The 14,945-nt window shown below is 36.2% G+C and carries 13 protein-coding genes; 11 read left to right on the top strand and 2 right to left on the bottom strand.

Going from position 1 to position 14,945, the window contains the following annotated elements; genetic code table 11:
- The first annotated feature begins 10 nt into the window (after positions 1 to 10).
- The 4 genes from bglH to ACRX5O_RS23120 all read left to right on the top strand — a co-directional run bounded on the left by bglH (position 11) and on the right by ACRX5O_RS23120 (position 6,066).
- On the top strand, positions 11 to 1,423 hold the full coding sequence (bglH, locus tag ACRX5O_RS23135; RefSeq protein ID WP_433908105.1) for an aryl-phospho-beta-d-glucosidase: 1,413 nt from the start codon (positions 11 to 13) through the stop codon (positions 1,421 to 1,423).
- A gap of 189 nt (positions 1,424 to 1,612) precedes the next feature.
- On the top strand, positions 1,613 to 4,192 hold the full coding sequence (locus ACRX5O_RS23130; RefSeq protein ID WP_433908104.1) for a diguanylate cyclase: 2,580 nt from the start codon (positions 1,613 to 1,615) through the stop codon (positions 4,190 to 4,192).
- Positions 4,193 to 4,297: 105 nt separating this feature from the next.
- Positions 4,298 to 4,963, top strand: coding sequence for an NAD(P)H-binding protein (locus ACRX5O_RS23125; RefSeq protein WP_433908103.1), 666 nt, complete (start codon positions 4,298 to 4,300; stop codon positions 4,961 to 4,963).
- 17 nt (positions 4,964 to 4,980) lie between these two features.
- Complete coding sequence (locus tag ACRX5O_RS23120; RefSeq protein ID WP_433908102.1) at positions 4,981 to 6,066, top strand: metallophosphoesterase; 1,086 nt, start codon at positions 4,981 to 4,983, stop codon at positions 6,064 to 6,066.
- Between the two features lie 29 nt (positions 6,067 to 6,095).
- Here ACRX5O_RS23120 and ACRX5O_RS23115 read toward each other — a convergent pair whose 3' ends face one another.
- Both ACRX5O_RS23115 and ACRX5O_RS23110 read right to left on the bottom strand, forming a co-directional pair.
- The gene (locus ACRX5O_RS23115) at positions 6,096 to 6,842 is read right to left on the bottom strand and encodes a sirohydrochlorin chelatase (protein WP_433908101.1); all 747 of its coding nucleotides are present in this window, start codon (positions 6,840 to 6,842) and stop codon (positions 6,096 to 6,098) included.
- A 77-nt stretch (positions 6,843 to 6,919) separates the two neighbouring features.
- Positions 6,920 to 7,729, bottom strand: coding sequence for a uroporphyrinogen-III synthase (locus ACRX5O_RS23110; protein ID WP_433908100.1), 810 nt, complete (start codon positions 7,727 to 7,729; stop codon positions 6,920 to 6,922).
- Positions 7,730 to 7,900: 171 nt separating this feature from the next.
- Between ACRX5O_RS23110 and ACRX5O_RS23105 the strand changes: the two genes are divergently transcribed.
- The 7 genes from ACRX5O_RS23105 (at position 7,901) to ACRX5O_RS23075 (ending at position 14,945) form a co-directional block, all read left to right on the top strand.
- Positions 7,901 to 8,518, top strand: a complete 618-nt coding sequence (locus tag ACRX5O_RS23105; protein WP_433908099.1) for an NUDIX hydrolase — start codon at positions 7,901 to 7,903, stop codon at positions 8,516 to 8,518.
- A 59-nt stretch (positions 8,519 to 8,577) separates the two neighbouring features.
- Positions 8,578 to 10,221, top strand: coding sequence for a response regulator transcription factor (locus tag ACRX5O_RS23100; RefSeq protein ID WP_433908098.1), 1,644 nt, complete (start codon positions 8,578 to 8,580; stop codon positions 10,219 to 10,221).
- A 248-nt stretch (positions 10,222 to 10,469) separates the two neighbouring features.
- Positions 10,470 to 10,790 (top strand): STAS domain-containing protein, encoded by a 321-nt coding sequence (locus ACRX5O_RS23095; protein ID WP_433908097.1) that lies wholly within the window; start codon positions 10,470 to 10,472, stop codon positions 10,788 to 10,790.
- 125 nt (positions 10,791 to 10,915) lie between these two features.
- Complete coding sequence (locus ACRX5O_RS23090; RefSeq protein WP_433908096.1) at positions 10,916 to 11,236, top strand: hypothetical protein; 321 nt, start codon at positions 10,916 to 10,918, stop codon at positions 11,234 to 11,236.
- 145 nt (positions 11,237 to 11,381) lie between these two features.
- The gene (gene proC, locus ACRX5O_RS23085) at positions 11,382 to 12,194 is read left to right on the top strand and encodes a pyrroline-5-carboxylate reductase (RefSeq protein ID WP_433908095.1); all 813 of its coding nucleotides are present in this window, start codon (positions 11,382 to 11,384) and stop codon (positions 12,192 to 12,194) included.
- Positions 12,195 to 12,279: 85 nt separating this feature from the next.
- Positions 12,280 to 13,905 (top strand): diguanylate cyclase, encoded by a 1,626-nt coding sequence (locus ACRX5O_RS23080; protein ID WP_433908094.1) that lies wholly within the window; start codon positions 12,280 to 12,282, stop codon positions 13,903 to 13,905.
- Positions 13,902 to 14,945 (top strand): HEAT repeat domain-containing protein, encoded by a 1,044-nt coding sequence (locus ACRX5O_RS23075; protein WP_433908093.1) that lies wholly within the window; start codon positions 13,902 to 13,904, stop codon positions 14,943 to 14,945. The genes ACRX5O_RS23080 and ACRX5O_RS23075 overlap by 4 nt, the downstream gene beginning before the upstream one ends.

The raw sequence follows: 14,945 nt of genomic DNA, 5'->3' as shown, positions 1-14,945 counted from the left end.
GGTGAATGGATTGAATTCAAAGAATACAAAGTTTCCAGATGGATTTTTATGGGGTGGCGCTGTCGCGGCTAATCAACTTGAAGGTGCTTACCAAGAGGATGGAAAGGGTCTATCAACAGCTGATGTGTCTCCAAAAGGGATTATGTTTCCACCTGATTTTTCAATGAAGGATTTTAATCTTTATCATGAGGGAATAGATTTTTATCACAAGTATAAGGAAGATATCGCCTTATTTGCAGAAATGGGCTTTAAAGCGTTCCGTTTTTCGATTGCATGGACGCGCATCTTTCCGAATGGGGACGAAACAGAGCCAAATGAAAAAGGGCTTCAATTTTACGATCAGATGATCGACGAATTGTTAAAGTATAATATTGAACCCGTGATAACGATATCACATTATGAGATGCCTCTTAGCCTTGTGAAAAATTACGGTGGATGGAAAAATAGAAAATTAATTGGTTTTTATGAGAACTTTGCTCGAACCTTATTTACCCGCTTTAAAGGTAGAGTAAGGTATTACATGACTTTTAATGAAATCAATGTTCTTTTTCATGCCCCTTTTACTGGTGGAGGATTATTATTTGAAAATGGTGAGAGGAATGAGCAGGATCTTTATCAAGCTGCACATCATCAATTTGTGGCAAGTGCATTAGCTGTGAAAATTGGTCACGATATTGATCCGACTGCTCAAATTGGCTGTATGATCGCTTCTATGCTTACGTACCCTTATAGTCCAAAGCCGGAGGATATGTTTGCAGCTTTATCTCAGGATAGAAAAACATTGGTTTTCTCTGACGTACAATCAAGAGGGTATTACCCTACCTATATGATGAATGATTTAGAGGAAAAGAGGATTACTATTCAAATGGAGCAAGGTGACCTTGAACTTCTCCAAGAGAATACGGTGGATTATATTGGTTTTAGCTATTACATGTCTTTCGTAGCAAGTACCGCTCCTGAACATCAAAATGAGAAAACTGCAGGTAACTTAATGGCAGGCGTGAAAAATCCATATTTACAATCTTCCGAGTGGGGATGGCAAATTGATCCTGTTGGACTTCGAACCGTTTGTAACCAATTATATGATCGCTATCAAAAGCCTCTGTTTATTGTTGAGAATGGTCTTGGTGCTGTAGACAAGCTTGAGGAGGATGGGAAGGTTAACGATGATTATCGAATTGACTATCTGAAGGCACATATTCAAGAAATGAAAAAAGCAATTGGTGATGGCGTCGAAATTATGGGCTATACCTCTTGGGGGCCAATTGATTTAGTTAGTGCGTCAACAGCAGAGTTGAAAAAACGTTACGGATTTATTTATGTCGACCGAGACAGTGAAGGAAAAGGCTCAAACAAACGATATAAAAAGAAAAGCTTTGATTGGTATAAAAAAGTTATTGCTAGCAATGGAGAAGACTTATAGAAGAAAAAGAAAGGAAAGCTCGTTAGCAGGAGCTTTCCTTTTGACATTTCTTTGAAATCCTAGATGTACAATCACAGCATTGAGCATCTAAACTTAATAATTCATCATTATCGACAAAAATCATCAAAAACCAACAAAATCATCCGATATAAATAGTAAGTCTCGTTTGACTTTTAGGAGGAACAGCTTATGCCTTATCACTTAATTCTCGATGGAGTAATTGTAGTAGCGTATTTTTTTATTTCAGCCCAATTAAGTAAAAACATTCTTACACTAAATTCTCCAATTCCTCATAAAATGATTGCTGGTGGGTTGGCAGGTGTATTTTCTCTACTCCTATGGATGTTTGTACCTGGTGGAGCGCGGGAAGTGGATTTATCTTTCTATCATCTACCTTTTCTTATCATTGGATTATTCGGTGGAGGAGCATCACTAATCGGAGCGATGATCATTGTTTTTGGGGGATTGTCTATAAAATTAGGATGGGCAATTATCGCTGAGCCCTCAGTATATTTTTTAGTAGGAATGTGGTTCTTACTTTCTATTCTTAATAGAAAGATTGATAATATATGGAACAGATGGATTTATTCCATTACATTAGTAACCATTTTAAGCTACTTCTTCGATTATTATAGATATGCAAAGCAGGATTCAACACCCTTTTGGATTTTTGCCATGCTAAGTGCATTAACAGGTACTTTTACCATGTACTTAATCTTACATGTGCATCGATCAAGAGTTGCATATACTGAGCTTGAAAGGAAGAATCAAAAACTTTCCGAACAGCATGATGAAATCCTTCTTAAACAGAGTGAACTTTCACTAACAAAACAAAAATTTCAAACCGTAGTAGAAAGTGTAAGAGAGGTGATTTTCCAAACGAATCGGGAGGGAAAGATTGTTTTCCTAAATGCTGCCTGGGAAGAGATAACCTTATATAAGGTGGAGGATAGTTTAAACAAACACTATCTTTATTATGTTGTTCCCGAAGAAAGAACAAGGAACATCAAAAAAATCAGTAAGTTGATAGATGAAAAACAAGCGCGGACCCGTTTAGAAATTAAATTTTACACCAAAAAGCATGACGTACTTTGGATGGAGTTGAATATTTCATTTTCCTATGACAGTGATGGGAACTTATTAGGTACATTTGGAACAATGACAGATATTACAGAACGCCATAAGTCAGAACAAGTACTGAGCAAAACTCTAAAGGAATTAGAAGATATTAAATTTGCTATGGATGAATCTGTTGTTGTAATGGTTACCGATCCGACGGGAGTTATCTTAAAGGTTAATGATTTATTTTGTAGCATTTCAGGTTATACAAAAGAGGAGCTTATAGGAAAACCACAGCAGCTTCTAAACTCTGGTTATCATCCACAGAGTTTTTATCAAATGATGTGGGAAACGTTAAATAGAAAAGAAGTTTGGCGTGGAGAGTTACGCAATAAATCAAAAAATGGAAATTATTATTGGGTTGATTCCGTGATTGTTCCTCTATTGAGTGAGGAAGGAGAAGTCCATCAATTTGTCACGATACAAAGTAATATAACGAAACGTAAGCTAGCTGAACAGAAACTGGTTGAGGCCAATGACTTATTGCTAAAGCTATCTTCTGTTGATGGATTGACAGGGATAAATAATCGTCGTTCATTTGATGAGCGCCTTGCTTTTGAGTGGGATAAAGGATGTAGGGCACAAACATCATCTCCGTTGTCCGCCATTTTATTAGATGTTGACCACTTTAAGCTTTTTAATGATCATTATGGTCATCAACAAGGGGATGACTGCTTGAAAAAGGTTGCCAGGTTGATGGTTCGTGAATTGCCGCGGACAACGGACTTTGGTGCAAGATATGGCGGAGAAGAATTTGTTATACTACTTCCCGAGACTGGATTATTAGAGGCAACCACTATTGCTAAAGAGATTAGAAAAGGAATTCTCTCTTTACAAATCGAGCATGAAAAATCTAAGGTGTCTCCAATGATTACTGCTAGTCTTGGGGTTGCATCCATCATACCTTCAGAAGAGGCTTCGGCAAAACAACTGTTAGAGTATGCCGATAAAGCACTTTATATTGCCAAGAGAAATGGTAGGAACCGAGTAGAATCTTATAAAGAAGAAGAAACACGCACGGTTGATGTGAGTGAAAAAATAATGGAAGCGGTCATAGTAAAAGACCCAGTCCAGGAATATATCAATTTATTGCATTCAAAGGATACTCACACTTGGGAGCATTCTAATCGTGTGGCTCATTATGCTATTTTACTTGCTAAAGAGCTAGGTGTCAGTGAGAAGGAACGGGAAAAGCTCTATTTAACAGCCTTGCTCCATGATATAGGTAAATTAGATATTCCGCAGAGTATTCTTAGGAAGGCTAGTCGATTAACAGAAGAGGAATATACTATTATTAAACAGCATCCAATCTTAGGTGTAGAAAAATTGCAAAGACATGGAGATTTCCCATTAAAAAAAGAAATATTAGAGGGAGTCCTTTATCATCATGAAAGATGGAATGGCTCTGGTTATCCCCATAGACTAAAAGAAAAGGAAATTCCATTGAACGCTCGTTTATTAGGAATCGTTGACTCTTTCTCGGCTATGACAGAAGAACGAGTGTATAAAAAAGGTATTCCAACTGAAAAAGCACTGTTTGAAATTCATAGCCAAATGAATTCACTGTATGACCCAGAGCTTGTTCATGCGTTTTTAAGAGCAATGAAAACAAGTATCCCAGAACAACAAGTAAGGAAATTGTCCGGTTAAATCAAAGCCCTCGTACCATTACGAGGGCTTTTCTACAGCTTAAAAGTTGATAATAGCTTTCTTTTCCTACGATAATAGAGAGGTACGATAGAAAGGAGCGGTATCATGAAAGCGAAAAAAGCATTAATCGCTGGTGCTACAGGACTTGTTGGGAATGAACTTTTACATATATTGCTTGAGGCGAAGGAATATGAAACGGTGACTGCTATTGTAAGAAGACCTCTTTCCATAAAACATCCAAAACTTAATGAAGTGATTATTGATTTTGACCATCTTGAAGAATATTCCGAACAGATGGTAGTAGATGATGTTTTTTGTTGTTTAGGAACAACAATTAAAAAAGCGAAAACAAAAGAAGTGATGAAAAAGATCGATGCTGATTATCCTCTTGCCCTTGCTAGATTAACACAGAAATTGGGTGCCAAACATTTTCTTTTAATCAGTAGCATGAATGCTAATCCTCACTCGAACATATGGTATTCGCAAATGAAAGGGAAATTAGAGGAAGAGCTGTCAACCGTACTATTTCAAACAATTTCAATTCTTCGACCATCTCTATTGCTTGGTAATAGACAGGAGTTTCGCTTGGGAGAGAAAATCGGTGCAACAATTTTTCAAGCGATGTCATTTTTATTTGTAGGTCCTTTATTAAAGGTAAAAGCAATCGAAGGAAGACAGGTAGCACAATCGATGTATTCTATTGCACAAACTAATCGACAAGGTGTAAATATCTATCCTTCTGATATGCTTCAAAGAAAGATAACTACATGAGAAAGGATTTATAGAATATGCTTTTAATGATTGGTGCCATTGTATTGGCTGTTCTCTTGTATAGTGCCATTTGTTTTTACATTGGATATAATGGTTGGGTTTGGCTAAAAGCAAGAAATCTATTTCAATGGAAGAAAATTTACATTCTCATTGTGATTTGTATATCATTGTCCGTTTTTGCTGGGCAGTTGTTACCTATCTATTTATTTAAGATTGTAAGTGGATTATGGTTAGCCGTTGTTGGATACAGTTTAATTATTCTTCCGCTCACCAATCTTCTTGTCTATTTTTTGGGGAAAAGGTCTATATTATGGGCTGGTAATGTAGTTGGACTATTTTATTTATTTGTATTAATATATGGGTCCTTTCTTGCATGGAACCCAATTATACATACTTTTGATATCGAGGTTGATAAAACCGCTGGGGATCGAAAAGAATTAAAGGTGTTAATGGCCTCAGATATCCATGCGGGTGTTCTTGTTGGAAATGACCATTTAGAAAAGCTAGTTTCAATTGCGAAAAAGGAAAATCCCGATATCATATTAATTCCTGGGGATCTAATCGATGATTATATTGAACCATATTTAAAACAAAATATGGGTGAAGTAATGGCAAAGCTTGATGCACCCCTAGGAGTATACGCTGTCCTTGGCAATCATGATTATTATGGTGAGGACTCAAAAGAAATACTTACTGAGATGGAAAAGGTAGGTATAACGGTTTTAATGGATGAATGGGTGCAGGTGGAAAACCTATATTTAATTGGTAGAAAGGATCCTACTGACGAAAGTAGACAACAGCTAAAGGAATACCTAATCGGGCTCGATAAAAGTAAGCCTCTCATCATGCTTGATCATCAACCAATTGACTTTTCAGAAGCTAGTAAACAAGGAATTGATGTTATGCTGTCAGGACATACACATAAAGGGCAACTCTTTCCTGCAAGTATTGTGACAAATCTTCTTTACGAAAATGATTATGGGTATGAAAAAATGGAACAATTACATACCTTTGTCTCATCTGGATTTGGTGTATGGGGTCCGCCACTCAGACTGGGGAGTCAATCAGAAGTGTTTGTAATTAATCTTACTTTTACACGGTAAAATGAAAAGGATAGCTAATCGCTATCCTTTTATTGTTTAATGATCGGTTTCTTTGGTGTTCGTGCTCGATTTTGAATCATGGTATGAAGAAGTTCATGGTATCCAGTTGGATTACATAAGATAATTTGGTTTCCAATTTCTTTAGGAAAGGCTTCATGCAGTTGTCTCTCGATTTTGTCCGTGAATCCACCTTTTGATAGAAAGTGTGGGACAATATAAACCTTTTGATACTCCTTTAATAAAGTCATTTCAAGCTTCTTCAAATAATGCGGATCTCTACTTAAATATCCCCATTCAACAGGTTTCTCTAATTCTTCTCTAACCACCTTTGTTAATTGTGAAAGTTCTTGAGCAGTTTCTTCATGACCACTTCCATGGGCAACGAGTAAAACAAGTTCATCCTGTGTTTGTTGATAGCCTTTTTCTTGAAGCTTATCCATGATTGCTGGTAGAAACAAACGATCGCTTCCTAGAACATTCGCATACATAATGGGTATTGTAGGGAATTGTGCTTGAGAGTCAGCAATTTCGGTTGGTATATCTATTAACGCATGATTCCCAGATAATAATAATACAGGTACGACAGTCACGGTCGTTGCTCCCTTTTGTATGCAGGATTCTATGGCTTCCCCAATAGATGGTGTAGCAAGTTCAAAAAAACCATACGCTTGTATAGGAGCAATATTTTCTTTCATCGTTTCTGTTATAAATGAAATAAATTGTTCATTCCAATCATTCGAGCGACTACCATGACTTATATAAACGATTGCTTCCATTTTTCACCTCACACCCCTAAGCTGATAATTATTTCGAAGTATATCAGTTGCTGGAGTAGTGAGCAAGCAACAGTATGTTACTTAGAATAATAGTCTGCTAAGCAAATAATTGCGCTTCCCATACGTTCTGTTTCTGGGAAAATGACACGGTTAACACCGTATTCTTTAAGTGCTTGAGCGGTGACTTTTCCAACAGCTAGAGCCACAACGTTATTTTCAAATTGATTAAGAAGTATAGTTGTCTGTCCCTTTTTTTCCGCATGAGCAAATAAGAATCGTACTTGTGGTGTGCTTGTGAAGCTTACTGCATCAATGCTCCCTTCAATAATTTCTGATAGTAATAAATCAATGACCTCTTCACTTGGCGGTGTATGAATATATGGAAGAATTTCATGGAATGTGGCTTCGCTTTCCTCAAGAAATTTTATAAGAAGTGGGGCAGGGTCGCCATGGAGTTGAAGTGCCACACTTGTACCCTTAACAAATTTCTCACATGTAGAAAGGGAACGTACCAGTCCAGCCGTACTTCCATCGTCATCTCTCACAATAGGAGTAATACCAAGCGTTTTTAATACATTTACCGTCTTATATCCTCTAGCAGCAATCTTACTTTCTTTAAGCTTAGAAATAAATTCATCCTTTTTTTGCATTTTATCAGCTGTTTCTAAAAGAATGGTTAGCCCGATACCTGTAGTGAAAATAAGCCAATCATAGCTTCCAGCAAGTAATTTCGAGATTTCACCCTCTATGTTTGAATCATCCAATCTAGTCGTACCTTGTGATGGTCGAAGAAGGGGAATTCCCCCTTGATTGATAATAATCTTACTTATTTCATCCGTTTTCCTAGTACCTGCAATAACAATTCGCTTGTTCTCTAGTTTTTTCATGTATATCCCTTCTTTCTGTTAGAATAGTTAGAATCATTTTAGCATCAATCACGAAAGTAAGCCTCCTTAAAACAAAATTTTTTGTAGATATTTGCAATAAGCACGCTTATTTCTTGTTCGAAAAAAGTTCGTTATAATATAGAAATGATTTTGACTTGGAGGTGAAGGGTGATGGAGCTTGAGAAAATTATATTAAAGTTGTCGGAAAGAAGTCCTTTTGTTTTAGGAAGTGAGAACTTCTCTACCTATTCCGTTTTGCTTCCTCTTGTATATATAAATAATGAAATACATCTTGTATTTGAGGTCCGAGCCTTTTCATTGAGAAGACAACCGGGTGAGGTTTGTTTTCCTGGGGGCAAAAATGATGAAACAGATAAGGACCATATGGAAACTGCCATGAGGGAGACATATGAGGAATTAGGCTTAAAGGAAGGAAGTATATCTCAGGTTGTACCGCTAGATTTTATCGTATCTCCGTACGGCAATATTATTTATCCATTTGTTGGAGTCATAGATACAATAAATGATATGCAAGTAAATCATAAAGAGGTAGACCATATCTTCACTGTTCCACTTACATTTTTTAAACAGACGAAACCTGATATCCATTATGTAAATGCTCGGTTAGAACCAGAACCAGGTTTTCCTTATGATTCCATTGTTGGTGGGAAAGACTATAATTGGCAAATAAAAAGAATGGAAGAGTGTTTTTACTATTTTAAAGATAAAGTGATATGGGGTTTGACTGCAAGAGTCGTAAGACATTTTATTCAAGTAATTGAAGAATAATGGTACCCCACCAGTAGTCACGTCATAAATAAAAAAACATCTCAGGAGGTGACGAAGAATTGAAAACAAGAGAGCTATTATCACATGTACAAGAAGCGTATGTCTCTCTGTCGAAGATGGGTTTGGTTATTGTAAGTGCGAAAGGAGAGTATCTTACATCCGTATCCGGGATTGATCCGGTTACAGAATACCTGTTTATCAATGAGGATATTGCTTTTCGCCAACAAATTAATCAAGTTGTTACTTCTTCTACTATTACTAAACCAATCACCTACTTACTCCTTCATAATGGGGAGGCAACAGGTCTAAAAATAGCAATTCTACCAGTCAAAGTAGACGGAACGATTTATGGTTATATATTAACCTCAGTATTTGTAGAGGGGAATATTAGTAAGGAACATCTCATGTCTATCTTTAAAGATAGAAAATGGGAAGAAGCAGTAAAGGTAATTAAAGTTCTTACTATAGATGAAACAGATGTGTTACTAGATACATTACAAAAGATGGCTACCGTTTGCAGTGCTTTTTTTGTAAAAGAACTCGAAACACAACGTTTTCATTCACTGCAACAATTACTTTTACATATGAATCGAGAAAATCTTCAAATCGCAAGTCTTTTTGAGGAGCTTTATGAAAATATAGAGGATATTGATTTGCTTTGTTATGTTACACAAAATCGGAACGAGCAATGGATACTGGAACATTCAAAAGGTAAGAATGAAGCGAGGCTTGGTAATCTAAAGCTAGATATGATAACAGATTTATTGCAAAGCGCTCTAGACAAAGGCGACTACCAAAGTATTGAAAATATACAGTTCGATCCTCGACTTTCGTTTCTATATGCTTATGAAATCAAGCCTAAGTCTGTATATTTTTTTCCTGTTAAAAACGAACTCGATTCACAAGGAGCCATTATTTTAATTAGTGAACAGAAAGACAAAATTTCTCGTAAAAATCTTCAAACAATAGATGTTATAAGAGGGATGTTTGCTGTTTATCAGGCGAAACGTCAATTAAAGATAGTAGGTTTTCACCATTTAACAAAGCTCTCTAGAGTAATTGATATGAGTAAGTTAATGAGTAGTTTGAAGAGTGTCAGAGAGTTGCTGTTCTTAATCTTAGATATGACAGATCATTTAGTAAAGGATTCATTTGCGATTGTAGTACTGAGGGACGGGACGTATGAAAGTCTTAATGGTGATCAGTTAACAAAGAATCAACTAGAAGTATATAAAAAAGATGTATCGGAAAGTTTGTTTCAGGGACAGGGTGAAACACATAACCGCATAAGAAACTTCTCATTTGGTTCAATGATTGAATGTCCCATTCTTGTTAATCAGCAAGTAGAAGCGGTTTTATGTGTGAAAGTGGAGAATGTTACAAATGAGTTAGAGGTCTATTTAGAGATACTTTCCAATTTATTAAGCATGGGAATGGCTAAATTTCATGAACCTAATAAGGAACAAACTGAAAATGGCCAATCATTGCATGTCCCAGAATCCATTAAGAACCTGCTAACTAATAGAGAAAATGAAATTCTACAATGGATGTTAAAAGGTTATAACAATCAAGAAATCGCTGATGTACTTTTTATTAGTGCACACACCGTGAAAAACCATATCTCAAATATATTCCAAAAATTAAATATCACGGATCGAAGGCAATTATTTTCAACTATTTATCAGCTTCAGTTTTACACCTAAGCTCCCGGATGGGAGTTTTTGTTAATTATAAGAAGAAGAGACTATGAAAAAATTTCTTTATAGCATTTGTTTCCTATCTAAGCAAAAAATGAGCTATTTTATTAATAGGAAATTTAGGAGAGTTCCTCTAGGAGAAGAGTTGGGTTTGAAGAAAGATAGGAGAGATAGGGAATGGAGGATTCGAGTTATTGATTTATAATAGAGGTTGAAAGCTTGAATGAAAAAGTTTTTTCAAAGGAGTTTTGACAATGGCTAGAGAAATCATCACCTATGATTGGAACCAGGATGTAACATTAAAAACAGCCGACTTCTTTCGGGAGGAGTTACAATCGTTTATTCAGACTGATAATAATAAACTAATATTAAGTTTAAAGGGTGTTGGGTATATAAACAGTTCAGGTCTTGGAGTGATTGCTGATGCAGTCATGCAAGCAAGAAAGCAGGGGAAAGAACTGGTTGTAGCAAACATACAAGAACCTATTTCTGAGATCTTTGAAATTGTTAAGTTTGGATCTTTTATCCATCTCTTTGTTACGGAAGAAGAGGCGACTCAATTTTTAAATCAATAAGTAATTTTATCAATCGCCATTTTTTTGTCAAAAACATTTGAAAAAATAGTGAATGAATGGAAATAATTCACCCTATTACCACTACATTTTCTATAATAATAGTGGACCTATAGGAGGGATTATTTATGAATATCACAACGATAATCGAACTGAATAACCAAGAAGTTGAACAGATGGCAGGAGCTAAGATGGTGTTTGTGCAAGAGGAAATAACTGAACAGATCATTCATACTTGTGTGGATTGCTTTACTGTAGAAGGGTCAGAGGAAAAGATTGAGCCAGAACTAGCAATGGAGAAGGTTTTTGAGCAATTAAAAGGGAATGGTGTCATACCTCCAGGTGTAACAGAATTCTCCTTTGAAATGCCAGCTTGTGGTACTATTAAAAAAAATAATCAAGTTATAGCAGAAATCCCGCAAAATGTTGTTCTATCATTTACTATTTAATAATAGAAGAAACCACCATCCTGACTATAATGTCAGGATGGTTTTTTGTTTCAAAACAACAGAAAAATCGACATTATTTTTAGTGGTCAAAGTGAAAGTAACGTATAATAGCAAGAGGAATCATAGATAAAAAGGTGTGAATATAGTGGGTAATAAAATTGGATTTATTGGCTGTGGAAAAATGGGACAAGCAATATTAACAGGACTACTTAGTAAAAGTAATATAGAAAAAAATCTCATTAGGGTAAGTGCGAAGACAGAAACTACATTAACTAAGGTAAAAGAGTTGTTTGGCGTTCAAACAACTACTAACAATAAAGATATTGGAAAATGGGCCGATATTATAGTAATAGCTGTGAAACCACATTTACATAAAGAGGTTATTGAGGAAATTAGAACAGTGATATCCTCTAATACGATAGTGGTTACCATTGCTGCAGGTATTACTTTACAGTTCTTAGAACAATTATTTGGAAGACCAGTAAAGGGAGTTAGAGCTATGCCCAATACTCCTTCCCTTGTTAGAGAAGGAATGTCAGCGCTGTGTTTTCATGATCTTGTATTAAACGATGAAAGAGAGCAGGTTTCCCATATATTTGAGTCTTTAGGGCAGGTTGAAGTATTTCCGGAGTCGTTAATGAACAGTGTTCCAGCGATTAGTGGTTCTTCACCTGCTTATGTGTACATGATGATTGAAGCGTTAGCAGATGGGGCTGTTAAGCAAGGGATTGCACGTGACAAGGCCTATAGGATGGCTGCTCAAGCAGTTCTTGGTGCTGCCAAGATGGTTTTAGAGACAGGATTACACCCAGGCGTATTGAAGGATCAGGTTTGTACCCCGGGTGGTGCTACCATCGAGGCAGTAGCAACACTAGAAGAAACAGGCTTTCGTGCCTCCATTCTTTCAGCCATGGAAAGTTGTACAGAAAAAGTAATCAAACTAACAGAAAACCAATAAAGAGGAGTTTGGGAATGCGTAATAGGATCGAAAATGGGGAATATAAGCATAATCTGGCTGATTATCCTTTAGGGAGGTGTTTGTAATGAATATGGACAAATATAAACTCCTTCTTTTCAAAAAAATTAAGGATCAGCTTTCCATATGGTTTGAGAAGGAATCCAATAAACCTGCCACGAAAGATGAGCTGTTTCTTTTTCTACATTCCATCAAAGGTACAGCTGGTACGATTGAGTTAGGTGGATTATTTACTCTTGTTACAAATTTAATGAACGAGATTGAACGTAATGATACAAAGCATGAATGGGAGAAACAAGAGCTACGTGATTTCCTTTACGAGTTAATGGATTTAAGTTATCAGTATGAACATTTTGAGACGGTAGATGTTTCTCAGCCGATTACTAGAGATGAGGGGACACCTCTTATTCAAGTGATTGATGATGATATCTCCATGCTCATCTTATTAAAGGATACACTTGAAGAAATGGGATGGATCGTAGTTGCGCATACAGATGCGGAAGTAGGAAAAGAATTGTTTTATGAACTGCAACCTGATTGCTTAATCATAGATGTTAATCTTCCGGGGAAAAATGGTTTTCAGCTTTTGGAAGACCTTAATCATCATCTTGAAAAAATGTTTATACCGACTGTCATGATTAGTATTGAAAACGACCGGGAGACAAGAATAAAGGCTATTGAATCTGGTGCAGATGATTTTATAGAGAAGCCGTTAGATCTTGAGGAATTTGTATTGCGTGTAAAGCGTCAACTAAATAGAAAAAAGTTATTTGACCAATCCGTCATGATTGACGAACTCACACAGGTGTATAATCGCAGATTTTTAAACGATTCTTTACGGAGAAGTCTCGTTGACATTGAGAGATCTAGCACTTATTTTACAGTAGCTGTACTTGATCTGGATTACTTTAAAAAGGTAAATGATACATTTGGACATATCGTTGGAGATAAAGTGTTACTTACGTTTGCCCAATTTTTAAAGGAACATATAAGGGGGACCGATTCTGTCTTTCGATACGGAGGAGAAGAATTTGTCATCTTATTTCCTAGAACAAACGATACGGACGTAAAGAATGTTCTTACTAGATTGTTAGAGAAATTCTTTAACACCCCTTTTATCGAAAACGGAAAAACTTTTTATATTTCGTTCTCAGCTGGGGTTTTTATGGTTTTAGATGAAAAAATGGACAGTAAAACCGTGATTCAAACAGCTGATCAAGCGTTGTATTTAGCAAAAGAAAATGGGAGAGCAAGAGTCGAAAGTGCCAACCAATTAAATCTTGGAGCAGCCAAGAAAACTCTACATGTATCCCTCATTGATGATGATGTTATTATTCGGACGATGATAACGAAAATTCTTCAAAGTATGGAATTTGAATTTGTTGATCTAGATATTTGTTCTTTTGAAAATGGGGTGGAATTTTTTGACTCGGGGAGACATGAAATTTCCGGTCAGCATTTTCTTGTTCTCGATGGAGTAATGCCTGTGATGGATGGAACTGAAGTACTTCAACGGGTGAAGTCAGGGAGGAAAAGAAAACAGTTCCATGTTCTTATGCTTACGGGACGGAAAAATGAACAGGATATTGCTCGTTCACTTAAACTCGGAGCAGATGACTATGTGACAAAACCTTTTAGTATTCAGGATCTTCAAGCGAGAATCTATAGCTTTATTCAAAGGATAACTAAATGATGATTTCAAATGAAGTAATCGTTCTCTTTTATGCAACCATTTTTATACTAATGTTACTTCTACTTATCTTGCTTTATTTAATTATTCGGAAAACGGTAGAAAACCAGGAAAACCTCAAGGTTAAAACGATAAAAAAGGAGCTAGAAATTTCTCTGTTTGAAAGCATCTCTGAAGGAAAAGTCTATGAGATGACTAATCGAGACCGTTTTTCTTTGAAAGCAATGGAGGAGTTATTAAAAAGCTACTCAGATACAGTCGTTGGAGCAATGGAGCTCAAATCTCTCACAGCTATGGCAGATAAATACTTATTGGAAGGGTATAGAAAAGTATTAAAAGGTAGAAGTTGGAGCAAAAGAATCAATGCCCTATATCATATTGAAGATTTTCATATGTATAAGCTCTCAGATGATGTGAGACAGCTTTTACAAAATCGTTCTATAACGAAAGAAGAAGTGATTGTCAGTATTCGTTTTTTAGCAGTAATGGGTCGGTTCGACGAAGTTTTTGAGTTTGTGAATAAAAGATACACTGATTTAACAGATTTTGACTATAGAAGTATTTTGTTCAAACTAGATGAAAATTCCTTCCGTTTGCTCGTTGAGAAGTTTTCTGAATGCCATTCTACCCTTCAATGGTCCATACTTGAAATCATTTCAATTAGAAAAGAGCTCTCGTATCTCTCTTTTGTGGAAACGATATTCCATACATATAAGGGAGAGACGAGAATTCGTGCACTTAAAGCCATTGCATCTATTGGATTTACCACCGATATTGAACAGTTTTACCGATTAAGGGAGAGTTCGGAGTGGCAGGAGAGAATGCTACTTGCTAAGTTAATTCATTTTTTTCCTTCGGAGTTCTCGTACGACATTTTAGAAACCTTAATTCATGATCGCAATTGGTGGGTTCGTTCCCAAGCGGCTCAATCATTTACAAAGCTACCAAAAGGAAGAGAACGATTAATTAAGATAATGGAAAGCTCGCACGATCCTTACGCTAGAGATATTGCAGCAGAGTGGCTTCAAAAAGGGGAAATTTAA

Source organism: Robertmurraya mesotrionivorans, assembly GCF_050971805.1.
GTDB lineage: Bacteria > Bacillota > Bacilli > Bacillales > Cytobacillaceae > Robertmurraya_A.
Note: the sequence above shows the minus strand (reverse complement) of the source record. Positions and strands in the feature narration are given on the sequence as shown.

Bases quoted from the DNA above. Each gene is read 5' to 3' on its own strand.
- ACRX5O_RS23115 (WP_433908101.1), bottom strand. From the start codon at position 6,842: ATGGAAGCAATCGTTTATATAAGTCATGGTAGTCGCTCGAATGATTGG.
- ACRX5O_RS23075 (WP_433908093.1), top strand. From the start codon at position 13,902: ATGATGATTTCAAATGAAGTAATCGTTCTCTTTTATGCAACCATTTTT.
- ACRX5O_RS23130 (WP_433908104.1), top strand. From the start codon at position 1,613: ATGCCTTATCACTTAATTCTCGATGGAGTAATTGTAGTAGCGTATTTT.
- ACRX5O_RS23120 (WP_433908102.1), top strand. From the start codon at position 4,981: ATGCTTTTAATGATTGGTGCCATTGTATTGGCTGTTCTCTTGTATAGT.
- ACRX5O_RS23090 (WP_433908096.1), top strand. From the start codon at position 10,916: ATGAATATCACAACGATAATCGAACTGAATAACCAAGAAGTTGAACAG.
- ACRX5O_RS23125 (WP_433908103.1), top strand. From the start codon at position 4,298: ATGAAAGCGAAAAAAGCATTAATCGCTGGTGCTACAGGACTTGTTGGG.
- ACRX5O_RS23105 (WP_433908099.1), top strand. From the start codon at position 7,901: ATGGAGCTTGAGAAAATTATATTAAAGTTGTCGGAAAGAAGTCCTTTT.
- ACRX5O_RS23110 (WP_433908100.1), bottom strand. From the start codon at position 7,729: ATGAAAAAACTAGAGAACAAGCGAATTGTTATTGCAGGTACTAGGAAA.
- ACRX5O_RS23080 (WP_433908094.1), top strand. From the start codon at position 12,280: ATGAATATGGACAAATATAAACTCCTTCTTTTCAAAAAAATTAAGGAT.
- ACRX5O_RS23095 (WP_433908097.1), top strand. From the start codon at position 10,470: ATGGCTAGAGAAATCATCACCTATGATTGGAACCAGGATGTAACATTA.